Here is a 22,750-nt window from a genome sequence, read left to right as displayed (position 1 = left end):
GACAATGGATCGCATGAACACGCAAAGCGGCGAGGGACGGAGCGCGATGGGGCTGACGCTCCAGCTCTGGCTCATGCTCCTCGTGCCGATCGTCCTGGCCGTGGCGCTCTACGGCGCGGCGATCCACACGACGCGGCACCAGTTCCTCCGCAGCCAGGCGACGGCCGAGCTGCGCCACCACGCGAGCCTGGTCGAGGCGGCGATCGGCGGGGCCGTCGAGCGCGGCCAGGTCGAGCTGCTCAAGCAGCGCATCGAGCGGCTCGCGCAGGCCGAGCGCATCCTCGGGATCGCCGCGTTCGACGAGCGCGGGGCGCCGATCCTCGTGACGGACCCCATCGCCGGCGAGTCGGCCGAGCTCGCGGCGCTCGCGCGGCGCGCGCTCGCGACGGGCTCGGAGATGGAGGAGGAACGCACGCTCGGCGGCGGGCCGGCGCTCGTGCGCACCGTCACGTTCTCGCAGCGCGGGCTGTCGGTCGTCGCCGTCGTCGTCCGGGAGCTCCGCTACCTGGACGCCTTCGCGCGGAGCTCGAACCGCGGGCTGGCGCTCGCCGGCGCCGCGCTGCTCGCGGCCATCGCGCTCATCGCCGCCTTCGCGAGCCGGGCGACGGTCGGACGCCCGGCCGGCGCGATCGTGGCCGGCGTCGAGCGGGTGGCGCGCGGCGAGCTCGAGGTGACGGTGCCCGAGGCGGGCGCCGAGGAGCTCCGGCGCCTCGCGCGGGCGTTCAACGCGATGACGGCCTCGCTCACCGAGGCGCGCGCCCGCCTGGAGCAGGAGCAGGCCGCCCGGGCCGCGGTCGAGCGGAAGCTGCAGCAGGCGCACGCGCTGTCGGCCGTCGGACAGGTGGTCGCCTCGATCGGCCACGAGATCGGCTCCCCCCTGAACGTCATCCTGGCGCGCGCCCGCCGCCTCGCCGACCAGCCCGGGTGGCCCGAGCCGGCCCGCGGCGAGCTGGAGACGATCGCGACGCAGTCCGAGCGCATCTCCCGCGTGGTCGCGCGGCTGCTCTCGGTCGCGCGCCCGCCGCGGCTCCTCGGCCGCGGGAGCGACGTCGCCCAGGTCGCGCGCGAGGTGCTCGCGTTCCTCGGCCCGGAGTGCCGGCAGCGCGGGATCGCGACCCGGATCGAGGACGACGGGGCGCCGCTGCACGTGGTGCTCGACGCGGACCACCTGTTCCAGGTGGTGTTCAACCTCTGCCTGAACGCCGCGCAGGCGCAGCCGCACGGGGGCGAGATCGCGGTGCGGCTCGCGCGGCGCGACGGCCGCAAGGCGGCGCTGGAGGTCGAGGACCGGGGGCCGGGCGTGCCCCCCGAGCTCGCCGAGCACGTCTTCGAGGCGTTCTTCACGTCGCGGGGCGACCGCGGCGGCACCGGGCTCGGGCTGGCCATCGTCGAGGGGCTCGTGCGCGAGGCGGGCGGCGTGGTCGAGCTCGTCCCCACGGCGCACGGGGGCGCCTGCTTCCGCGTCACGCTGCCGCAGGGCGCCGCCGCGCCGACCCTGGCCGCGCGCGCGGGGGAGGCGCGCGCGTGAGCGCCCGCGCCAAGGTGCTCGTCGTCGACGACGAGCTCGAGATGGTGAAGCTCGTGGCCGACATCGCCAGCGACATGGGCTACGAGCCGGCGACGTTGACCGCGCCGCTGCTCGCGCTCCCGCTGCTCGAGGAGCGGGAGTTCGACCTCGTCGTGACCGACGTGCGCATGCCCGAGATGGACGGGATCGAGCTCATCGAGCGGATCGCGCGCTTCGACCCCCGGACGGCGATCATCGCCATGACCGCGTTCGGCTCGATCGACACCGCCGTCCGCGCCATGCGCGCCGGCGCGTTCGACTACCTGCCGAAGCCGTTCCAGCCCGCGGACATGGCGCTGCGCATGGAGCGGGCGCTCGGGCAGCGGGCGATGACGGTCGAGCTGACCGCGCTCCGCTCGGAGGTGGCCCAGCGGTTCTCGATCGCGGGGATGGTCGGGCGCAGCCGGGCGATCGAGGAGGTGATCGCGCTCGTGCGGCGCGTGGCCGACAACCGCGCGACGGTGCTCGTGAGCGGCCCGAGCGGCAGCGGCAAGGAGCTCGTGGCGCGCGCGCTCCACGGCGAGAGCCGGCGCCGCGGGAGGAAGTTCGTGGCGGTCAACTGCGCGGCGATCCCGGAGTCGCTCATCGAGGCGGAGCTCTTCGGGGTGCGCAAGGGCGCCTACACGGACGCGCGCAGCGACCGGCCCGGGATGTTCCAGGAGGCCGACGGCGGGACGCTCTTCCTCGACGAGGTGAGCGAGCTCGCGCTGCCGCTCCAGGCGAAGCTCTTGCGCGCGCTCCAGGAGCGGGAGGTCCGCCCGGTCGGCGCGGTGTCGGCGGAGCCCGTCGACGTGCGCGTCATCGCGGCGACGAACCGCGATCTGCGCGCGGCGGTCGCCGAGCGCGCGTTCCGCGAGGATCTCTTCTACCGGCTCGCGGTGATCGAGATCGCGATCCCGCCGCTCAAGCACCGCGCGGACGACATCCTGCCGCTCGCCGAGCATTTCCTGGCGCGCGCGGCCGCGCACGCGGGCAAGCCGATCGCCGGGTTCTCGGGCGCGGCGGTCAAGCGCCTGCTCGCGTACGACTGGCCCGGCAACGTCCGCGAGCTGGAGAACGCGATCGAGCGGGCGGCGGCGCTCTGCGACGGCGCGCGGATCTCCCCGGACGACCTCCCCGAGGGCGTGCGCGCCCGGCGCGGGGCGCCGGACTTCCTCGAGGCCGCGGCGGATCGGCTGATGACGCTCGACGAGCTCCAGCGCGAGTACGCGCAGCTCGTCCTGCGGCGCGCGGGCGGCAAGAAGCAGCGGGCGGCGGCCCTGCTCGGCGTCGATCGGCGGACGCTCCAGCGCTGGTTCGGCGGGGGGAGCGACGGCGAGGAGGGGCCCTGAGGGGCTCCATCGGAGGACAGCGGTGTGCGGCCGCGGGGCACCGGCACCGCGGCCGCCGCCTTGCTTGCCCGACCCCGGGCGGCACGGAAGGAGTCGAAGCGTGGACCAGACAAGGAACAGCGTGATGAGCCCGTGGGGCGAGCGGACGCCGTACTTCGGCGAGCACCGGTGGCCGGCGCGGGTCGACGAGCAGACGGACGAGGCGCCGGAGCGGTGGGTCCAGTCCTGCTGCGTGCTGTGCACGAACGGGTGCGGGCTCGACATCGGCGTCAAAGGGAACCGGATCGTCGGCGTCCGCGGCCGGGCGCAGGACGTGGTCAACCACGGCCGGCTGGGCCCCAAGGGGCTCCACGGCTGGGTCGCGAACAGCAGCCCCGACCGGCTGACCCGGCCGCTGATCCGCACCGGCAAGAAGCCCGGCGACACGTTCCGCGAGGCCACGTGGGACGAGGCGATGGAGCTCCTCACCCGCCGGTGCAGGGAGGTGGTCGCGCGGTACACGCCCGGCGCGATCGCCCTCTACAACAGCGGGCAGCTGTTCCTCGAGGAGTACTACACGCTCAGCGTCATCGCCCACGCCGGGCTCCGCACGAACCACATCGACGGGAACACGCGGCTGTGCACCGCGACGGCCGGCAGCTCGCTCCGCGAGACGTTCGGCCGCGACGGGCAGCCGTCGAGTTACCGGGACTTCGACGTCGCCGACTGCATCCTGCACGTGGGCCACAACATCGCCGCGACGCAGACCGTGTCGTGGATGCGCGTCCTCGACCGCCGCCGGGGTCCGAACCCTCCCCGGCTCGTCGTGATCGACCCGCGGACCACCGACACCGCCCGGGAGGCCGACGTCCACCTGGCCCCGCGCCTCGGCACGAACGTGGCGATGCTGAACGGGCTCATGCACCTGATCATCCGGAACGGGCATATCGATCGGGCGTTCATCGACGCGCACACGGTCGGGTTCGAGGCGCTGCGGGAGAAGGTCGCGGCGTACCCGCCAGAGCGCGTGGCCGAGATCACCGGCGTCCCCGTGGGCCAGCTGGACGCCGCGGCCCGCCTGCTCGGGACGAGCGAGCGGCTCCTGGCCACCGTGCTCCAGGGGGTCTATCAGGCGCACGAGGCCACGGCCGCGGCGTGTCAGGTCAACAACCTCGTCTTGATCCGCGGCATGATCGGCAAACCCGGCTGCGGCGTGATCCAGTCGAACGGCCAGCCCACCGCCCAGAACACGCGCGAGACCGGCGCCGACGGCGAGTTCCCCGGGTTCCGCAACATGCAGAACCCGGCGCACGTGGCCGACCTCGCGCGCGTGTGGAACGTGGCGCCGGACGTGATCCCCACCTTCGCGCCCCACACCCACTGCACCGAGCTGTTCCGGCTGGCGGAGCAGGGGTCGATCCGGATGCTCTGGATCATCGCGACGAACCCGGCGGTCTCGCTGCCCAACCTGGCCCGCGTCCGCAAGACGCTGGCGAAGGAGGATCTCTTCGTCGTCGCCCAGGACGCCTTCCCGACCGAGACCACGCGGTTCGCAGACCTGGTGTTGCCGAGCGCGATCTGGGGGGAGAAGACCGGCACGTTCACGAACGCCGATCGGACGGTGCACATCTCGTACAAGGCCGTCGACCCGCCGGGCGAGGCGCGGCCGGATCTCGACATCTTCATCGATTTCGCCCGCCGCATGGGCTTCACGGACAGGGACGGTCAGCCGCTGATCAAGTGGGACACGCCCGAGGGCGCGTTCGACGCGTGGCGCGCGTGCACCGAGGGCCAGAACTGCGACTACAGCGGCCTGACGTATGCCAGGCTGACCGGCGGCTCCGGCATCCAGTGGCCGGTGAACGGCGAGCACCCGGACGGGACGGAGCGGCTGTACACGGATCTGCGCTTCCCGACGGGCGCCGACGAGTGCGGGAGCTACGGGCATGACATCGAGACCGGCGCGGCGATCACGCGCGAGCGGTACGCGGCCAACGACCCGGCGGGCCGCGCGATCCTCAAGGCCGCTGACTGGCGCGCTCCGCCGGAGTCGCCCGATGACGAGTACCCGATGTGGGTGACGACCGGGCGGCTCGTCTACCACTTCCACACGAGGACGAAGACCGGCCGGTCCCCCGCGTTGCAGGAGGCGGCGCCGGACGTGTTCGTGCAGATGAGCCGCGAGGACGCCGCGCGCATGGACGTGAGCGAGGGCGACATGGTCGAGGTCACCACGCGCCGCGGCCGGGTGCGCGGGGCGGCCAGGATCGGGGATATCCTCCCGGGGCACCTGTTCATCCCGTTTCACTACGGGTACTGGGACGAGGAGGGGACGGACGGCGCCGAGCCGGACGGGCGGCCGCGGGCCGCGAACGAGCTGACGATGACGACGTGGGACCCGGTGAGCAAGCAGCCGGCCGTGAAGTTCGCGGCGGCCAGGGTGCAGAAGGTGAGCGCCGCGCGCACCGCCGTCGCCGCGATCGCCCACGCGGCGGAGCAGGTCATCGAGCGAGCCGGCGCCGCGGCCTCGGCGGTCGCGTCGGCGATCGTGCGCCCCGGCGGCGACGCCCCGGAGCGGCAGCGCCTGGCCGATTACCTGGGCCTGCTCCGGCTGGCCCACGAGCGGTTCATCGACGCGTGTGACGCCGCGTCCGAGCACGCGCTGAACGAGGGCGAGCTGTCGATGGGGCTCGCGCGGCTCCAGGAGTTCTCGCGGCAGTCGCTCTCGTGGCTGGAGCCGGCGGCGCGGCCGTACGACCCGGCCCTGCCGGCGGGCGACGCGAACGAGCTCGGTTCATTGCCGGAGAAGATCCGCCTGAACCGGGCCAGAGAGGGCCGCCTCGGGCAGCTCCGCGGTCTGCACGAGCTGTACGTGCTCGCGGCCGACCTGCACATCACGCTCGTCGCCGTGAAGAAGACGGCCATGATGCTGCTCGACCGCACGCTCATGGCGAGCTGCGACCGGATCGAGGAGAACACCCATCGCCAGCAGGCGTGGCTCCTGAGCCAGGTCAACGCGAGCGCGCCGCAGATCCTGGGCGTCCCGTTCTGACGACGAGGCGGCTGACGCCGGGCCTCGGCGCGGTCGCGTGCGCCGCCCTTGCCTCGAGCGACGCCGCGCCCGCCGGGCCTGGCCCTACCCCACGGTCGTCGGCCCGACGATGGCGGCCGACGACGGGGATTGAGGGTTGATCTGCTGCTCGACGGTGATGAGCAGCTCGAAGCTGGCGTGCGGCACGGTCGTTTCGACCAGCTTGCCGTCACGGCCGTCGGCGTCGTAGTCGAGCACCCCGACCCGCCGCCACGGGGTGTCGGCGCTCGGGCGCTGCCAGACGACGAAGTGCTTGCAGCCTGCCTCGATCCGCCCGGGCGGCGCGAGGTGAACGACGTCCACTGCCAGCCTCGTGGTCGCGGCGTCGGAGTCGACGTCCGCGGTGATGTGCGCATCGGCGCCGGGCGCGAGCTGTGTTCCCTGGACAGTGTGCTCGCTGGGGCCCGCGCAGCCGGCGAGCGCCATGCTCGCCAGAAGCGCGAGCGTGAGCCCGATCCGGCGGTCGACCCGTCGTCCCGCGTCAACGTGTTTCATCTCGCCACCTCGATCACCTTTCTGCTCCACGGCGGCCGCGCTACCCCCCCTCGGGCATCGAGTCCGGGCTGGCCGGTACCGTAGCCGCCCGGCCGCGTCGTCGCGGTTTCTCGCCGTGTTCAACGAGGCAGTTTCAGCAAGCGTTGTGCCGAGATGGGATGTGAACCTGGCGACGAAGAGCGACGAAGAGCGACGAAGAGCGGCGAAGAGGCGAGCGGATGCACATGGCCGAGCCCGCTTCATGCGCCGAGGGCTGCGGCTTTATACGGCGCACCCTTACTTCGCAATGCACATCAGGCTGGATGTTGGCTACGGCATGACCGGGCTAGATTCGCCGCTGTCACACGTTCGATGGGCAGCGAGGCGAGAGATGAAGGAGAACCACGATGAACGTCTTCGATGAGGTGCTGCGAACGGTGACTCGACCGAGGCGGCATGATCTCGGGGATGCGGCGGCGCTTGCGGCCGCGCTCGGTATCGGAGCCGGCTTGATGTACACGTTCGATCCGGATCGCGGCGCGCAGCGCCGGGCGAGCGCTCGCGACAAGGCCGTGGGCCTTGCCTACCAGACGGGTGTGTTGCTCGACAGGAGCGCCCGCGACCTCCGGAATCAGAGCCGAGGCGTGCTCGCGAACGCGAGCGCGATGGTCCGGCAGGAGACGGTCTCCACGGAGGCGAGCCGGCCGCTTTCCACGCGCGCGCTGATGGGTGCGCTCGGCATCGGGCTCTTGGGTTACGCGGCCAAGCGCCGCGGCCTGCTCGGGGCTGTGCTGGGCGTGGCCGGCGCTGCGGTGCTGTTCCGGGAAATCAAGGGCCGCCCAGCCAGGCGCCGGCTCGATGTCGCCGTGGCGCGGCAGGCCGTGGACTTCCGGCGGACGATCACGGTGCGCGCGCCCGTCCGGGAGGTGTTCCTGGCCCTCATCCAGTTCGAGAGCTTCCCCCGGTTCATGTCGCACCTGCGCCAGGTGGAGATGACGGGCGACGGCCGCATGTGCTGGACCGCCGTTGGACCGGCGGGCATCCCCGTGTCGTGGGATGCCGAGCTGACGCAGCTCGTGCCGAACGAGGTCGTCGCCTGGCGCAGCCTGCCCGGCGAGCCGATCGAGAGCGAGGTCCTCGTGCGGATCGAGCAGTGTCTCGAGGGCACCCGCGTCGACGTCGAGATGTCGTACAGCCCGCACGCAGGCGAGCTCCGCGACGCGGTGGCGGCGCTCTTCGGCGCCGATCCGCAGCGCGCCCTGGAGGAGGACCTCCTGCGCTTCAAGACCTTGCTCGAGCAGGACAGGACCACGTCGCCCGGCGAGGAAGTGCTCCTCGGGGATCTCCAGGGCGCCCGTTGAATCCACCGCCGCGCTGCGGCCGCAGCGCGGCGGACCACGCCGACAGGTGAACGGAGCGCCCGGGCTCTACGCGCGCGCCTCTCGCTGGGAGATCGAGCTCAGCAGCGCTGACGACCTCGCCTCGCCGTCCCTGTCGGCGATATCCGACAGGCTGATCACGCCGATCGGGTGCTTCTGGTCATCGACACAGATGATCCTCGACTTCTTGTGGTCGCTCATGAGGCGAGCGGCCTGGCTCAGATCCTCGTCCGGCCGGCAGCAGACGACCTCTCGGGTCATGACGTCTTCTGCCCGTGTCGACGCCGCGCGACGGTGCTCCGCGAGCACACGGATCGCGAGGTCTCGATCGGTGAGGGTGCCGATGACGGCGCCGCCGTCATCACAGACTGGAACAAAACCGATGTTCCGCGCCCGCATCAGCTCGGCGACGTTCTCGACGGGCTCGCTCGTCTTGCAGCACGCCACGTCGGTCTTCATGAGCTCGGAGCAGTTCATTGCTTTCCTCCTGGAATCGAACCCTGGATTGCAGTCGAGACGTCCATCGTCCCGCCTCCTGGTCCAGCAAACGACGGTCCATTTCGCCCACGACACACACCCGGTACGGAGATGGCGTTTGCTGTCTCGAGGCGAGCGCGAGGGCTCTTCACCGTGCGGCAGCGGGCGATCGGTCGCCGCGCGCCCCCGTCACGCCGATTGCAGCCGCCAGATCGCGGGCCTGAGCAGCAGGAGCGGCGCCGCGAGGCCGCCTACCACGCCGAGCCATACCGTCGTCTCCAGGCCGAGCGGACCGGCGAGCCAGCCGGCCGCCAGGGTGCCGAGGAGCAGCAGCGCGCCCGTGAGCACGTGGAGCGTGGCGTTGACCCGGCCGAGCACGTGGAGCGGCAGCATGGCTTGCCGGGCGCTCACCGCGTGGATCATGAACGCGACCATCAGCCCGTCGCCGAGGAGCTGGTGCAGGACGAGGGCGGGGACGGCGAGCGGCCCGAGCCGCGCGGCCAGCGGGATGAGCAGGCTGCCCGCCTGGCCCACGGCGAGGCTGAGGATCATGGCGGGCCCTGCGCCGAAGCGGCGGCCGAGCCAGCCCGCGACCACGCTGCCGCCGAGCGCGCCGATCCCGCCCACGCTGATGATCAGCCCGGTCGCGGCGGCGTCGAGCCGCAGGTGCTCCAGGAGATAGAGCATGTAGAGCGCGAAGAAGAACCCGCCGGAGAGGGCCTGGGCGCCGAGGGCCATGAACGTCGGACCGACGACGGGGTGGCCGAAGCCGTGGCGCAGCCCCACCCGCAGGTCCTCGATCAGCGAGGCGCCGCCCGCGGCCGCGTCGCCCTCGGGCAGGGCCGGCGCCTCGGCCGCCCGGATGCGCCCGAGGAGCGCCGCCGACCAGAGGTACGACAGCGCGTCGGCCACCATCGTGACCGGGGCGGTGAGCAGCTGGATCAGGATGCCCGCGGCGCCCGGGCCGGCGATCTCCGCGGCGGCGTCGGTCCCCTCCAGCTTGGCGTTCGCCTCGACCAGGTGGTCTTGCCCGACGAGCGACGGCAGGTAGGCGTTGTCGGCGATCTGGAACAGGGAGGTCGCCATGCCCACCAGCGCGGACACCACGTAGAGCTGGATCTGGCTGAGCCCCCCGGCCCACGCCGCGACGGGGACCGAGAGGATCAGCGCCGCGCGCACGAGATCCGCGCCGATGAGCAGCGGCCGCTTGCGCGAGCGATCGACGAGCCCGCCCGCGAAGAGCCCCACGAGCAGCCCCGGCGCGGCGGACAGCGCCGCGAGGAGCGCCACGCCCGCCGCGTCCGCGCCGAGGCTCACGATGGCGATGATGGGCAGCGCCGTCCGGCTGACGCGGCTGCCCAGCGCGCTCACCGCCTGCGCCGCCCAGAGGCGCAGGAAGTCAGGGTGTTGCCAGAGGCCGTCGCGGGGGAGGGGCATCGGCGGGGAGGGGAGCAGAGGGGCGGGGCGGGGCGGGAGCCGAGGGGAGGGGCGGGAGCAGAGCAGAACGCGCGGCGTAAAGCGAGGGAGTTGACCGCCGCAGCACAGCCTCGACGGAGGAGGCGTGTTGTTCAAGCACCTGAGCGCCCCAGGTCCGGGCGCACAGCGGTGCCTCCTTGCGTACGGGAGCCAGCGCCGGCATCCTTGTTCGATGCTTCTTCGCTTTGCAACGCTGCGGGGAACCGGCCCGCGCTGCGCCCGCACCCTCGCGTTGCTCGTCATCCTGTCAGGCTGCGCGGGAGAGGTCGTTGACCCTGCGGGGAGCGGCGCCGGCGACACGACATCATCGAGCTCCAGATCGAGCGGCTCCGGCGTCGGTGGGAGCATCGGAACCAGCGGCTCCGGCGGCAGCGACGGCAGCGGCGGCGAATCCAGCGGCTCCGGCAGCGGCGGCGGCGACTCGGGCGGCTGGACGACGCTGATCGACGGGACATGGGAGCTCGCGCCGGGCACCGAGGGATACTGGTGCACGCGGAAGACGATCGAGGAGGACACCTACGTCAAGGCGTTCCGCGCGCTGGCCCCGCCCGGCACCCACCACACGCTCCTCCTGCGCTCGAACGGCGGATCCCCTGACGGGCAGTCTGCGTGTGGCGCGACGCTCGGCGCCGACATGCTCCACGCCTCCGGCGTGGGCACCGACGACCTCACCTTCCCCGAGGGCGTCGCGGTCAAGATCCCGCGCGGCACGCAGCTCATGCTGAACCTGCATCTGTTCAACACGAACCCGAGCACGCTCGAAGGGGTATCGGGGACGCTGGTCCAGCAGGTGCCCGAGAGCGCCGTCGAGCAGGTGGCAGAGCTCGTGCTCGCCGGCACATTCGACATCTCGATTCCTCCGAACGGGTCGCAGACGGTCGAGGGAACATGCCGCTTCCCCGGCGATTCGACGATCTCGGCGGTGTGGCCGCACATGCACATGCGCGGGACACACATGAAGGTCACCTACGAGGGCGCCTCCGGGTCCAAGGTGCTGCACGACGGGCCGTTTGCCTTCGGAGATCAGAAGAACTACCCGCTCTCCCCCGTGAAGGTGGCCGCAGGCGAGGCGATCCGCGTCGAGTGCACGTACGAGAACCCCACGCCGCACCCGATCGGCTTCGGCGACAGCTCGACGAGCGAGATGTGCTTCGCCGGGCTGTACCGGTACCCGGCGCTCGCCGCCGCCTGCCGGTAGACGCGCCGCCGCGGCGCGCGCCGTGGACCGCGCCGCCGCGCCGCGCCGCGCCGCGCGCCGCGCCCGCCGGCGTGGTCGTGGCGGCTCACGGGCGGCGGCTGCATCGCAGGAGGCGACCGGGCGGGGCCCGGCGCTCGCCTCCCGCTCGCGTCGGCGCGCCGCTGCGGCTAAAGCCACCTCCCGTGGACCCCTCCGCGCCCACCCTGGAGCTCTCCGCGCCCGCCCTGGAGCCCTCCGCGCCCATGCCCCCGCTGCTGCGATCGCCGGCCGTCAGGATCGCCGCCGCGCTCGTCGCTGTCGCGATGGCGCTCGTCGGCCTCTTGCCGCTCTTCGACGGCCCCGGCTACGAGAGCGCCCTCGCCGCGGGCCTGCTCGTCCCGTCCGCCGCCGCGATCGCGGCCGCCCTCGACGTCGCGGCGCACCGGCCCGAGCCCGACCTCGCCTTCCGCCGCGGCGTCGCGACCGGCGCCCTCCTCGCGGCCGTCGCGTACGCCACCACGCTCGCGCACGGCCTCCGCGCCGGCTTCTGCGACGTGCTCGGCGGCTCCGCGCACTTCGCCCTCGGGCCCGGCCTCGGCGCGGCGCTCGGCGGCGCCTGGGGCGCCGTGGCGGGCGAGATCGCCGCCGGCATCCGGCGGGACGACGCCGCGCCCCCGCCGCCCGCGTGGCGGCGCCGGATCGTCGCGGTCCTCGCCGCGCTCGCCGCGCCGCTCGGCTCCGCCGGCGTCAGCGTCGTCCGCTTCTACACGAGCCCGATCGTCTTCGCCTACGACCCGTTCGCCGGCTACTTCAGCGGCACCTTCTACGACACGGTCGTCGACGCCTCCGGGCTGCTCACCTACCGCGCCGGCACCCTCGCCACCCTGCTCGCCGCGGCCGTGCTCGCGCACCACCTCGCGCACGACGCGGGTGGCCGCATCGCGTTCCACCTCCAGGGCCGCCCCGGCCTGCTCCTGCTCGGCGCCGCGGGCGCCGCCGTGAGCGTCGCGACCCTCCTCGAGGGCGCGCGCCTCGGCCACTACCAGACCTCCGAGACCATCGCGGCCGAGCTCGGCGCGCTCGCGGAGGGCACGCGCTGCGAGGTCGTCCACGCGCGCGGCATGCGCGACGGCGACGTCCAGCGCTTCGTCCGCGAGTGCGACGCCCACGTCGAGGCCGGCGAGCGCTGGCTCGGCGCGCCCGCGGAGGCCGCCGGCGAGCCGCTCCGGGTCCGCGCGTACCTGTTCGAGAGCGCGGCGCAGAAGGGCGCGCTCATGGGCGCCTCGCGCACGTACATCGCGAAGCCGTGGCGCCGCGAGGTGTACCTGCAGGCCGCCGGCTACCCCCACCCCACGCTCGGCCACGAGGTGATGCACGTGCTCGCCGGCGCCTTCGCCCGCGGCCCGTTCAACGTCGCCGGGCGCCTCGGCGGGTGGCTCCCCGACCCCGGCCTCATCGAGGGGATCGCCGTCGCCGGCTCGCCCCGCGAGGGCGAGGACCTGAGCCCGCGCGCGTGGGCCAAGGCCATGAAAGATCTCGGGATCTTGCCGCCGCTCTCGCGCCTCTTCGCGCTCGGCTTCCTCGCCGAGAACTCGTCGACCGCCTACACCGTGAGCGGCGCGTTCGTCGGCTACGTGCACGAAAAATACGGCCCTGACGCGGTGCGCGCCTGGTACGGCGGCGCGGCGCTGCCGGAGATCACCGGCGCCTCCTGGGCCGACATGGAGCGCGCGTGGCACGCCGATCTCGACGCGCTCTCGCTCCCCGACGCCGCCAGGGCGCAGGCGAAGGCCCGCTTCGACCGCCCCGCCCTCTTCGAGCGCCGCTGCCCCCACGTCGTCGACGCGTGCGCGCAGAAGGCCGAGCAGCTGCGCGCGCGCGGCGACCACGCCGGCGCGATCGCCGAGTACCAGCGCATCCTCGAGCTCGACCGGAGCCCCGTGACCCGCGTCGCGATCGCGGAGACGCGCCTCGCCAGCGAGGCGCCGCGCGCGGCGAAAGAAGACGCCGTCCGCGAGCTCGAGGCCATCGCCGGCGACGCCGCGATCCCGCGCCACCTCCGCGACCGCGCGGCGGAGCGGCTCGGCGACGTCGCGCTCGCGGCCGGCGACCGGGAGCGCGCCGTCTCCTGGTACCGCGAGGTCGCCGGCCGGCTCGTCGACGAGGACCGGCTCCGGACGCTGGACGTCAAGATCGCCGCCGCGCACGACGACCGCGCCCGCGCCGCCGTCGTCGAGCTGCTCATCGGCACGAGGGGCGGCAGCCCGGACCGGGCGCGGGCCGCCGAGCTCCTCGGCACCTGGGCCGCGCAGGCGCCCGGCGACGGCCTGCCGAGTTACCTCCTCGGCCGCCACTACCTGAACGACGGCCGCTTCGACGACGCGGCCGACCGCCTGGAACGGGCGCTCGCGGCGCACCTGCCGGTCCAGCGCGTCTGGATCGAGGCGAAGCGGCTGCGGCTCGTGGCCGCGTGCGCCCTCGGCGACGCCGAGACGGCCCGGCGCATGTTCACCGCGTACGCCGCCCACGACGGCGCGGCCGGCGCCGGCCCCGCCGTGAGCGAGGAGCGCCGGGACGCGGCGCTGCGCCTGCTCGAGCGCTGCGCCTGGGCAGCGGCGCCCGGCTCCGCGCCCCCGGCGGCCGTCCCCGGCGGGGCCGCCGGAGAAAAATGAAGAATGCCTCTCGTCCCCGGGCGCCGCCGTGGTCAGATGGCGAGGAGATGCACGCTGCGCCTGCGAGCGAGAGGTACGGCCGCCTCGTCGCGCTGAACGCTGTCCTCACCGTCGTCGCCCGCCACTCGAACCTCCTGCTCCCGAGGCCGTTCGAGGAGCTCGCCGGCGCCGTCGGCCGGTTCGCCCCGTTCCAGCTCTTCTCGGTGGTGTTCCCGGAGCCCGACAGCGAGCTCCGCGCGTACGCGGTCTTCCACGGCGACGCGCTCGCCACCGCCCCGTTCGGCGCGCGGATCCCCGCGCCGGCGCCGCTGTTCCGGCGGGTGTTCGGCGAGGGCAGGGCGTTCTCCTGCGACGACGCCCGCGCGGGCGACGCGCTCTCCGGCATGGGCCCCGCGGAGGGGTGCCTCTCGTACGTCGCGATCCCGGTGCGGATCGCGCGGCCCGGCGGCGAAGGCGCCGCCCGGCCCGCCGCGCGCTCCGACCCGCCCGGCGCCTCCGGCGGCCCCGTCATCGCGGCGCTGCTCGTCGGCTACGGCGAGGCCGCCGCGGCGGCCTCGGCGCCGGCGGCGCTCCTGGAGGAGCTCGCCGAGGCGCTCGGCGCCGGCCTGGATCGCTCGCTGCGCGTCGTCGCCGGCGAGCGCGAGGCGGCCGAGCGGCTGCTGCGCATCCGCGAGCTCGAGGAGCAGCACCGGAACCTGCTCGACAACGCGCCGCTCATCATCTTCCGGCTCGATCCCGAGACCGGCGAGCTCTCCTTCCTGAACCGCCACGCCGAGCGCCTGCTCGGCGTGCCCGTGGCCGAGGCGCTGGAGACGCCGGGCTTCCTCGGCGAGGTCCACGCCGACCCGGAGGGCGTCATGTGCTTCGAGGACGCGGTCGCGCGCGCCCGGCTCGGCGCCCCCTCGGCCTCCTACGAGGCGCGCCTCCGGCGGCGCGGCGGCGACGCGATCACCGCGCGCGGCACGGTGTACCCGCTCGTCTCGGATCGCGGCCGCGTGGTGGCGATCGAGGGCGTGCTCGCCGACGTCAGCACCGAGCACGCGGCCCGCACGCGGCTCATCCAGGTCGATCGCCTCTCCACGCTCGGGACCCTGTCCGCGGGCGTCGCGCACGAGATCAACAACCCCGCGGCGTTCATCCTGCTCGGCCTCGACATGCTCGACCGCCTGCTGCGCGGCCCGAACGTCCGCATGGAGGGCGCCGCCGCGACGAGCGCGTCGGATCTGCTCCAGGAGCTGCGCGACTCGATCCGGCGCATCGTCGACATCGTCCGCGACCTCAAGCTGTTCGCGAGCCCGCCGCAGCCCGACGGCGCGCGGCGCGCGCTGACCGACGCGAACCGCACGGTCGAGTCGGCGCTGAGCCTCACGCGCGGCCAGATCATCGAGCGGGCGCAGATCGTGAAGAACCTGACCGAGGTGCCGCCGATCCTCATGGAGGACGGCCGGCTCGGCCAGGTGATCGTGAACCTCCTCGTCAACGCGGCGCAGGCGATCCCGAAGCCGAGCTCGAAGCTGGCGGCGCGCGAGCACACGGTGACGGTCGAGACGCGCAGCGACGGCGAGACGGTGGAGATCGTGGTGAGCGACACCGGGGCCGGCATCGCCGAGGAGAACCTCCCGCGCATCTGGGCGCCGTTCTTCACGACGAAGGGCCCGGAGGTGGGCACCGGGCTCGGCCTCTCGATCAGCCGCGAGATCATCGAGCGCGCGGGCGGGCGGATCTCGGCCGAGAGCCCTGTGCCCGGGAGCGACCCGCCGTGCGGCGCGCGCTTCGTCATCTCGCTCCCCGCGGCCGGCCGCGCGGAGGAGGCGACGCCGAGCGTGTCGCCGCTGCCGCGGCTCGTCTCGAAGCGCGCGCGGGTGCTCATCGTGGAGGACGAGGCGGCGCTCGCGCGCGCGCTGGAGAGCCAGATCGGCCGCGTGCACCAGGTGACGCTCGCGCCGAGCGCGGACGCCGCGATGGGGATGCTCGCGGGCGGCCAGCGCTTCGACGTGGTCCTCTGCGACCTGCGCATGCCTGGCATGTCCGGCGACGTCTTCTACACGCGGATCCGCGAGAGCGACCCGGCGCTCGCGCAGGGGTTCATCTTCATGACGGGCGTCGGCTTCGGCGCCGACATCGAGCGGTTCCTCTCCTCCGCCGGCCGCCCGCTGCTCGAGAAGCCGTTCTCCGCCGAGGACGCGCTGTCGGCGATCGCCGAGGTCGTCACGGCGAACCGGGCGGAGGCGCGCGAGGGCAAGTAGCCGGGCGCGTTCAGCCGAGGATCTGCGCGCAGGCCCGCTGGAGCTCCCGCAGCATCTCGGGGGTGGCCTGGAGGGTGATGCGCTCGCTCCGTCCGCCCTCCTGGTAGCTCAGCGTGAGCACGACGACCGGCGCCTCGATCTTCGCCCCGCGGCTCGCGGCGGAGATGGTGTCGATGCGCCAGTCGACGCCGGCGAGCAGCTTGCCGTGGTCGAGCAGCGCGCCCCGCAGGATCTCCCGCCGCACGACCGCCTTGGCCTTCTCGTAGCCGGCGAGCAGGACCGCCTGGATCTGCTCGCCCTCCTCGACGGACGCGGGCGTGAGCGTCGCGAGGTCGGTCGCGAGGGCGGCGCGGTCGAGGTCGCGTTTGCTCGCCTCGCGGACCAGGAAGCGGCACGCCTTGAGCACGCGCGCGAGCCCCTCGGCGTCGACCTCGTGCCGGCGGCAGAACTCGTCGAGGAGCCGCTCCACCGCGGCGGGCACCGGCTCGGCCAGGCTCGGCCCGAGCGCCTCCCAGAGCCGCTGCCGCGCCCCCGCGGGCAGCTCCAGGAGCCGGCGCAGGTCGGCGGCGAGCTCCGGCGGCGGCGGCGCTCCCCCCAGGCAGCGGAGGCGAGGCAGGGCGGGCGCTTCCTGGGTCGGCGTGCTCATCGCGACGCCGCTCACTCGCTCAGCTTTATCGGGACGTAGAGCGCCCGCATCTTCGTCATCGTGCCTTCGCGCGTGTACCCGGCGAGGCCGTAGAGGAGGTTCCACCAGTGCCCCTGCGGCGTCTCGCCGTACGAGAACACGGGGAAGAAGTGGAACTCCCACTCCGTGCCGCCCCGCACCTTCTGCTCCCTGTAGAAGGTGTTGAGCGCGAGCTGCGACACCGAGTTCTCGTCCGCGAACCGGTAGTAGAACGGCAGCGCCAGCGTCGTGCGCGACGTCGGAGACGCGAAGTCCCAGAGGAACGGCGCGACGACGAGGTGCGTCGAGCTCCGGTTCCTCCCCGCGTAGAAGAACGGATAGATGTCCGTCTCCCAGCCGGTGAGATCCTTCGTGTGCCGGAAGAACGGCGTGATCCACGTCGTGTCGCTCAGCCCGTGCCGCTTGAAGCGACCGTAGAACGGGAACACCGCGATGTCGTCGCTGCGCGGCTCCGTGTTCCGGTAATAGAACGGCAGCAGGAACGTCCGCGTGAGATCGATGTCCGGATCCCGGTATTGCCAGAAGAGCGGCGTGATCATGTCGAGCTCCGTCCGCCCTCGGTAGCGGGCGTAGCCCCAGGTAGCGAACGTGCTCTCCCCCTCCTCGCCGCGCGCCTTCACGAAGAGCGGCGTGACGAGAAGGCTCGAGTTGCCCTTGTAACCGTAGTGGAAGAGCGGGAACAGCGTCGTGCGGTCGTAGTTCTTGCCCCAGCTGTGCCAGTAAAAGGGCATGACGTTGAACACGTCGCCTTCGCGCGAGTGCTGCCAGAGCAGCGGACCCCACAGGTTCGTCGAGCGGTCTCCGACGTCGCTGTAATGGTAGTAGTGGAGCAGCGGCGGGATGACCTCGTACTCGCTGCTCTCGTCGCGACCATAGAAGTAGAGCGGCGCCAGGCCGAGATCGATGTCGTCCGCGGAGCGCGTGTCGCACGCCGGGCCGCCCTTCCAGCTGCAGAACAGGGGGCCGACCAGGTTGAAGCCGCCCCGCGCCGTGTGGTGCGTGAAGGTGAGCAAGGGAGGGATGTGGAAATACCCGCTCCCATCGTCGCTCTTGCCCTCGAAGAAGAGCGGGGCGAGCCAGTTGTCGTGCCGGCCCGGCTCGGCCTTGCGCCCGGGGCTGGCGGGGCGGCCGGCAGACTCGCGGTGCATGAACGGGCCGACGACGGTGGTGTAGGTGTTCTCGTCCCGGAGCTTCCAGAAGAACGGGAAGAGCACGTCGGCGTCGACGTCCTTGCTCCGGCGGTTGTAGTAGAGCGGCGTCACCATCGTGGCGCGATCGCCGGGCATCTTGCGCTCAGCCCACAGCGGGAAGAGCGTCCGGAACTGGTAGCTGCCGCTCCGCTCGCCGTAATACAGCCCGTACCAGTCGCGCTGGATCTCCTCGGCGCGCCCGACCTCCCACTCCCCGGGGTCGTTCGTGCCGATCTGCTTCTTCACCGCCGGCGGCACCGCCAGCGGGTCCTGCGGCAAGGTGGGCTCCTGGGTCTGGATCGGGCTCTCGCCGGTCGTCGTCGGCGCCGCGTGGGTCTCCGGCGTGCCGGGCGGCGGGGACGAGCTCGTGGGGGGCGGCCCCGCGCCGGGCTGGCCGAAGCCGATCTGCGCCGCGGCCACGGAGGGCGCCGCCAGCGCGGCGGCGAGCGAGAGCGCCGCGCAGGCCCGCCTGCATCGCCTGCTCTGCACGCCCGCCTCGCGCGCTCCAACGTCCCGCGCGCCCCGCGCCCGGCGCGAGCCGCCGTGGCCGTCCATCGTCTCGGAGGTCAACGCGCTCCCCGCTGGCCGCCGCCGGGTGAAAACTCGAGGGCCCGATCCGCGAGGACCCGCGCCGCCCCCTCCAGCGGGATCTCCTCCTGCACGTGCGCCACCAGATCCTTGATCTGGACGACGCCGCGCTCGATCTCCGCGTCGCCCAGGATCACGCAGAGCCGCGCGCCGAGCGAGTCGGCGCGGCGGAGCATCGCCTTGAGCCGGCCGCCGCGCCCGTCGAGCTCGACGGCGACCCCGAGGTCGCGCAGCTGCTTCGCCAGGAGGAGCGCCCGCTCCGCGCCCACCTGGCCGAGCGGGGCGAGGTAGCAGCCGGGCCGGCGGCGCGAGGCCTCGCCCTGCATCATCGTGAGCAGCCGCTCCATGCCCATCGCGAAGCCGATCGCCGGCACGCTCGGCCCGCCGAGCCCCGCGACCATGTTGTCGTAACGGCCGCCGCCGCCGAGCGCGCTCTGGGAGCCGAGCTCGCCGGCGGTCGCCTTCACCTCGAAGAGCGTGCGCGTGTAGTAGTCGAGCCCCCGCACGAGCGACCGGTCGACGACGTACGGCACGCCGAGCACGTCGAGGCAGCGGAGCACGCCGGCCCAGTGGGCCTGGTCCGCGTCGTCGAGCAGGTCGAGGATCGACGGCGCGTCGCTCGCCGCCTCGACGTCGCGCGGATCCTTCGAGTCGAGGATGCGCAGCGGGTTGCGCTCGAGGCGGCGCTGCGAGTCCTCGCTGAGCTTGTCCTTGCGCGGCGCGAAGTGCGCGAGCAGCGCCTCGCGGTAACGCGCCCGCGTGCCCGCGCTGCCGAGCGAGTTCACGTGCACGACGAAGTCGGCGACGCCGATCCGGTGGAGGAAGCCCGCGACGAGATCGATCGTCTCGGCGTCGCAGAGCGGCCCCGGATCGCCGAAGAGCTCGCAGCCGGCCTGGTAGAACTGGCGGTAGCGGCCCTTCGCCGGCCGCTCGCCGCGGAACATCGGCCCGAGGTAGTACCAGCGCGTGACCGGCTCCTTGGCGTGGACCGCGTGCTCCACGTACGCGCGCGCGGCGCCCGCCGTGCCCTCGGGGCGCACCGTGAGCTGGTCGCCGTGCCGCTCGAAGGAGTACATCTCCTTCTCGACCACGTCCGTCGTCTCGCCCATCTGGTGCTGGAAGAGCTCCGTGGGCTCGAGCAGCGGCGTGCGCACCTCGGCGTAGCCATGGAGCTCCGCGTGGAGGCGGAAGGCCGCCTCGAGCTTGTGCCAGCGCTCCACCTCTTCCGGGAGGATGTCGTTCATCCCCCTAACCGCGCGCAGTTCCATCGCGCGGCGCTTATGGTCGGTACCGTCGAGCGGGTCAAGCCAGTCCTCGGCTCTCCCGTGCGCCCGGGGCCTCGCCAGCGCGCGGCCCGAGGGCTATGAGCTCCCGGAGAGTCATGGAGAAGACGCGCGCAGCGGCGATCGATCTTGGCAAGGCCCGCGTCGGCGTGGCCGTCACCGACGAGCTCGGGCTGTTCGCGCACCCGCGGCCCCTGCTCGACGGCCGGAACCGGCGGGCGCTCCTGGAGGCGCTCGCGGCGCTCGCCCGGGACGAAGGCATCACGCGGTTCCTGGTGGGCCTGCCCCTGGAGATGAACGGGGAGGAGGGCCCCGCGGCGCGGCGGGCGACGGCCTTCGCCCAGGCGCTGGCCGACGCGACCGGCGTCGAGGTGGAGCTCGTCGACGAGCGGCTGACCACGGTCGAGGCGGCACGCCGGCTGCGCGACGGCGGCGTCTCGGGTCGCAAGAGCAAGGAGCGCGTCGACGGCGCGGCGGCCGCGCTGCTGCTCCAGGCGTGGCTAGACGGCCGCCGCTGAGCGGCGGTCACCCGCTTCGGATACGGGCCCATCTCGGCGTTTTCGGTGCTCAGCGCACAGGAGTGCGCTTGCGCGCCGAAAACGCCGATCTGGACCCGTCTCCTGTGCGGGTGACCGCCGCTCTGTTCGGCGTTCTACCAGCGCCGAGCGGCACTGGCGCCTAGCGCTGCTCGCTGCGGAGCAGGAGGTGGGCGCCGATCGCGCCCACGGCGCCGATCCCGAACAGGACGACGTCCCAGGCGGGCCACGCGACGCCGGCGGCGCGCCGGAGCACGACGGACTCGACGACCCGCACGAGCAGCGAGGAGAAGCCGTAGGCGCAGAGCCCGACCACGATCGGCCGGCGCAGGTGGTCGGCCAGGTCGACCGCCTTCATGCTGTTGTTCCAGACGTTCCGGCGCACGTGGCTCGCGCCGATCAGGGCGGGGGTGATCAGCGCGAGGCCGATCCCGGACGCGAGCAGGACGGCCTCGAGGCCGCTCAGGTTGTCCGTCGCCGAGCCGCCGCGCGACAGGCGGATGATCCCCGTCACCAGCGTGATCAGGCCGCCGGCGACCCAGAACAGCCCGAGCACCGAGAGCAGCAGGATGAGCGGCCGCGCCATGCTCACCTGCTGCGCCTGGCGGAGCTGCATCGTCGGCGCGGCGCGCGGCGCCGACGGCAGCGACGTGCGCGGCCCGGGCGCGCCGGGGGCGGGCAGCTCCTTCACCTCCGCCTCGCTCGCGTCGTAGAGCGCGAGCTCGGCGTCGAACTCCTCCATCGTCTGGTAGCGGTGGGTGGGCTCCTTCGCCATGGCGCGCTGGATGATCATCTCCAGCGGCTCGGGGATGCTCGGCTCGAGCGAGCGCGGGCGCGGCGGGTCCTCGGTGAGCACCGCGGTCAGCGTCGCGGTCGGGTCGTTGCGATCGAACGGGCGGCTGCCGGTGAGGGCGCAGTAGAGGATCGCGCCGACGGCGTAGATGTCCGCCCGGTGGTCGACGCGCTCGCCGCGGGCCTGCTCCGGGGCCATGTACGACGGCGTGCCCATGATCATGCCGGTCTGCGTGAGCGCCGCGCCCGGCGCGTCGTCGACCTTCGAGATGCCGAAGTCGATCACCTTGGCCGTGGGCGCCGCGAGATCGCCGGTGAGGAAGACGTTCTCCGGCTTCATGTCGCGGTGCACGACGCCCTTCGCGTGCGCCGCGGCGAGCGCCTTGCAGATCTGCCGGACGATGCGCACCGCGGGGCCGATCTTCATCTTGCCGACCTCCGCGAGGTAGTCGGCGAGCTCCTTGCCCTCGAGGAACTCGTTGACGAGGAACGGCCGCCCCTCGGCGGTGCGGTGGACGTCGAAGACCGTGACCACGTACGGGCTCTGCACGGCGGCCGCGGCCTCGGCCTCGCGCTGGAAGCGCGAGATCACCTGCGGCTGCCGCGCGAACTCCGGGTGCAGCATCTTGATCGCGAACCGCTTGCTCGAGATCCGGGTGTGGCGCGCCTCGTAGACGCGCCCCATACCGCCCTCGCCGACGACGCGCACCACCGTGTAGGTCTCGTTGAGCGTCTTGCCGACGAGCTCGTCGCGGAGCGTGTCCTCCGACTCGTCGAGCGTCGTGGCGTCGCGCGGGCACACCCTGAACTCGGCCGGGTACCGCACCCCGCAGGTGGGGCAGACCTTGGGCATCGTGTTGTCGCCCCCGGGGGTCGGGAGCGAGTTGGCCGTGGTGGAGAGGCTCGTCATCGCGGTCGCGATATGCAGGTCCGACTGCGATCCGCGTGCGTCCGACTGCGGTCGGGTGGCGTCTTCGGGGGGCCGGAGGGTGCCGGGCATCGCGGACCGAGGGTAGCCAATCGGCCGTTCTGGGGGTGACAAATCGCGCCATGACCTTGCGGCGGGCCACCGGCGGCGCGGCGGCGCCGCGGCGTCAGGCAGGCGCGCCGCCGCCGACGCCAGGCAGACGTGCGGCCGCGGCGCGGCCGCGCCAGGCAGACGTGCGGCCGCGGCGCGGTGGCGAGACGTGCGGCCGCGGCGCCGCGCGAGCCACGCAAGACGCGGCAGCGCGGACGACGGACCCGTCCGATCACGACCGCGTTGACGGATCGAAGCGCCTGCGTATACTCGCGCGCCTCTGCTCACTGGCCCGACCTCGTGGGCTGCCGCCGCTCCGGGCGGGAGCGCGCAGTCGGGCGTCGCTTGGCCAGTCGCCGCGGTCGAAAACCGCCGGCCCGGGCGCTCGGCAGCGCCCCGGTGAGGCCATGGAGAGCCACCCATGCTGCATTCCGTCCAGAAGACCGATATCATCCAGAAATACGCGATCCACGAGGGCGACACCGGGTCGCCGGAGGTCCAGATCGCGCTGCTCAGCGAGCGGATCAACCAGCTCCAGGAGCACTTCCGCACGCACCAGAAGGACCACCACTCCCGCCGCGGCCTCCTCAAGCTGGTGAGCCAGCGCCGCCGTCAGCTCGACTACCTGAAGCGGGTCGACATCGAGCGGTACCGCAACCTCATCAACCGCCTCAACCTCCGCAAGTAACTCCCCACCGGCGCCGCCCCCTCGCGGCGCCGTCGCGGATGTGGCAGGCCGGCCCGCAGCGAACCCTGCTGTGGGCCGCCGGTCCGTCCTGCCGCCCTCGG

Annotated in this window: 16 protein-coding genes; 9 read left to right on the top strand and 7 right to left on the bottom strand. The window is 73.3% G+C overall.

Going from position 1 to position 22,750, the window contains the following annotated elements; all coding sequences use genetic code 11:
- Window positions 1-13 precede the first annotated feature (13 nt).
- The 3 genes from WMF43_RS26490 (at window position 14) to WMF43_RS26480 (ending at window position 5,929) form a co-directional block, all read left to right on the top strand.
- Window positions 14-1,528, top strand: a complete 1,515-nt coding sequence (locus WMF43_RS26490; protein ID WP_437668742.1) for an ATP-binding protein — start codon at window positions 14-16, stop codon at window positions 1,526-1,528.
- Window positions 1,525-2,898, top strand: a complete 1,374-nt coding sequence (locus tag WMF43_RS26485) for a sigma-54-dependent transcriptional regulator (protein ID WP_437668741.1) — start codon at window positions 1,525-1,527, stop codon at window positions 2,896-2,898. Before WMF43_RS26490 ends, WMF43_RS26485 begins: the two co-directional genes overlap by 4 nt.
- A gap of 100 nt (window positions 2,899-2,998) precedes the next feature.
- Window positions 2,999-5,929: a molybdopterin oxidoreductase family protein gene (locus WMF43_RS26480; RefSeq protein ID WP_437668740.1), complete on the top strand. Its 2,931-nt coding sequence runs from the start codon at window positions 2,999-3,001 to the stop codon at window positions 5,927-5,929.
- Between the two features lie 84 nt (window positions 5,930-6,013).
- On the opposite strand, the gene WMF43_RS26475 is transcribed toward WMF43_RS26480, so the two are convergent.
- Entirely contained in the window at window positions 6,014-6,463 is a 450-nt protein-coding gene (locus WMF43_RS26475) for a hypothetical protein (RefSeq protein ID WP_437668739.1), read from the bottom strand.
- Between the two features lie 386 nt (window positions 6,464-6,849).
- Between WMF43_RS26475 and WMF43_RS26470 the strand changes: the two genes are divergently transcribed.
- The gene (locus WMF43_RS26470) at window positions 6,850-7,803 is read left to right on the top strand and encodes an SRPBCC family protein (RefSeq protein WP_437668738.1); all 954 of its coding nucleotides are present in this window, start codon (window positions 6,850-6,852) and stop codon (window positions 7,801-7,803) included.
- A 66-nt stretch (window positions 7,804-7,869) separates the two neighbouring features.
- Here the strand turns inward: WMF43_RS26470 and WMF43_RS26465 are convergent, their stop codons facing one another.
- Complete coding sequence (locus tag WMF43_RS26465; RefSeq protein WP_437668737.1) at window positions 7,870-8,298, bottom strand: CBS domain-containing protein; 429 nt, start codon at window positions 8,296-8,298, stop codon at window positions 7,870-7,872.
- Between the two features lie 189 nt (window positions 8,299-8,487).
- Entirely contained in the window at window positions 8,488-9,735 is a 1,248-nt protein-coding gene (locus tag WMF43_RS26460; protein WP_437668736.1) for an MFS transporter, read from the bottom strand.
- A 211-nt stretch (window positions 9,736-9,946) separates the two neighbouring features.
- On the opposite strand from WMF43_RS26460, the gene WMF43_RS26455 reads away from it, so the two are divergent.
- The 3 genes from WMF43_RS26455 (at window position 9,947) to WMF43_RS26445 (ending at window position 15,869) form a co-directional block, all read left to right on the top strand.
- A complete protein-coding gene (locus WMF43_RS26455) occupies window positions 9,947-10,972 on the top strand; it encodes a hypothetical protein (protein WP_437668735.1) in 1,026 nt (341 codons plus the stop codon).
- Between the two features lie 182 nt (window positions 10,973-11,154).
- A complete protein-coding gene (locus tag WMF43_RS26450; protein ID WP_437668734.1) occupies window positions 11,155-13,623 on the top strand; it encodes a tetratricopeptide repeat protein in 2,469 nt (822 codons plus the stop codon).
- Window positions 13,624-13,670: 47 nt separating this feature from the next.
- Window positions 13,671-15,869, top strand: coding sequence for a hybrid sensor histidine kinase/response regulator (locus tag WMF43_RS26445; RefSeq protein WP_437668733.1), 2,199 nt, complete (start codon window positions 13,671-13,673; stop codon window positions 15,867-15,869).
- A gap of 10 nt (window positions 15,870-15,879) precedes the next feature.
- On the opposite strand, the gene WMF43_RS26440 is transcribed toward WMF43_RS26445, so the two are convergent.
- The 3 genes from WMF43_RS26440 to hisS all read right to left on the bottom strand — a co-directional run bounded on the left by WMF43_RS26440 (window position 15,880) and on the right by hisS (window position 19,576).
- Window positions 15,880-16,515: a COMM domain-containing protein gene (locus tag WMF43_RS26440; protein ID WP_437668732.1), complete on the bottom strand. Its 636-nt coding sequence runs from the start codon at window positions 16,513-16,515 to the stop codon at window positions 15,880-15,882.
- A gap of 11 nt (window positions 16,516-16,526) precedes the next feature.
- Entirely contained in the window at window positions 16,527-18,233 is a 1,707-nt protein-coding gene (locus WMF43_RS26435) for a hypothetical protein (RefSeq protein ID WP_437668731.1), read from the bottom strand.
- 77 nt (window positions 18,234-18,310) lie between these two features.
- Complete coding sequence (gene hisS / locus WMF43_RS26430; RefSeq protein WP_437668730.1) at window positions 18,311-19,576, bottom strand: histidine--tRNA ligase; 1,266 nt, start codon at window positions 19,574-19,576, stop codon at window positions 18,311-18,313.
- A 137-nt stretch (window positions 19,577-19,713) separates the two neighbouring features.
- Between hisS and ruvX the strand changes: the two genes are divergently transcribed.
- Complete coding sequence (gene ruvX, locus WMF43_RS26425; RefSeq protein ID WP_437668729.1) at window positions 19,714-20,133, top strand: Holliday junction resolvase RuvX; 420 nt, start codon at window positions 19,714-19,716, stop codon at window positions 20,131-20,133.
- 160 nt (window positions 20,134-20,293) lie between these two features.
- On the opposite strand, the gene WMF43_RS26420 is transcribed toward ruvX, so the two are convergent.
- Entirely contained in the window at window positions 20,294-21,853 is a 1,560-nt protein-coding gene (locus tag WMF43_RS26420) for a serine/threonine-protein kinase (protein ID WP_437668728.1), read from the bottom strand.
- Window positions 21,854-22,382: 529 nt separating this feature from the next.
- Here WMF43_RS26420 and rpsO point away from each other — a divergent pair.
- Complete coding sequence (gene rpsO / locus WMF43_RS26415) at window positions 22,383-22,649, top strand: 30S ribosomal protein S15 (RefSeq protein WP_061619654.1); 267 nt, start codon at window positions 22,383-22,385, stop codon at window positions 22,647-22,649.
- Window positions 22,650-22,750 lie beyond the last annotated feature (101 nt).

The organism is Sorangium sp. So ce131, assembly GCF_051519095.1.
Lineage (GTDB): Bacteria > Myxococcota_A > Polyangia > Polyangiales > Polyangiaceae > Sorangium.
This window is presented reverse-complemented; position numbering and strand designations above follow the sequence as displayed.

Excerpts from the sequence above, each read along its gene's own strand:
- WMF43_RS26490 (WP_437668742.1), top strand. The coding sequence starts at position 14 with ATGAACACGCAAAGCGGCGAGGGACGGAGCGCGATGGGGCTGACGCTC.
- WMF43_RS26475 (WP_437668739.1), bottom strand. The coding sequence starts at position 6,463 with ATGAAACACGTTGACGCGGGACGACGGGTCGACCGCCGGATCGGGCTC.
- WMF43_RS26470 (WP_437668738.1), top strand. The coding sequence starts at position 6,850 with ATGAACGTCTTCGATGAGGTGCTGCGAACGGTGACTCGACCGAGGCGG.
- WMF43_RS26465 (WP_437668737.1), bottom strand. The coding sequence starts at position 8,298 with ATGAACTGCTCCGAGCTCATGAAGACCGACGTGGCGTGCTGCAAGACG.
- WMF43_RS26460 (WP_437668736.1), bottom strand. The coding sequence starts at position 9,735 with ATGCCCCTCCCCCGCGACGGCCTCTGGCAACACCCTGACTTCCTGCGC.
- WMF43_RS26455 (WP_437668735.1), top strand. The coding sequence starts at position 9,947 with ATGCTTCTTCGCTTTGCAACGCTGCGGGGAACCGGCCCGCGCTGCGCC.
- WMF43_RS26445 (WP_437668733.1), top strand. The coding sequence starts at position 13,671 with ATGCACGCTGCGCCTGCGAGCGAGAGGTACGGCCGCCTCGTCGCGCTG.
- WMF43_RS26440 (WP_437668732.1), bottom strand. The coding sequence starts at position 16,515 with ATGAGCACGCCGACCCAGGAAGCGCCCGCCCTGCCTCGCCTCCGCTGC.
- hisS (WP_437668730.1), bottom strand. The coding sequence starts at position 19,576 with ATGAACGACATCCTCCCGGAAGAGGTGGAGCGCTGGCACAAGCTCGAG.
- ruvX (WP_437668729.1), top strand. The coding sequence starts at position 19,714 with ATGGAGAAGACGCGCGCAGCGGCGATCGATCTTGGCAAGGCCCGCGTC.
- WMF43_RS26420 (WP_437668728.1), bottom strand. The coding sequence starts at position 21,853 with ATGACGAGCCTCTCCACCACGGCCAACTCGCTCCCGACCCCCGGGGGC.
- rpsO (WP_061619654.1), top strand. The coding sequence starts at position 22,383 with ATGCTGCATTCCGTCCAGAAGACCGATATCATCCAGAAATACGCGATC.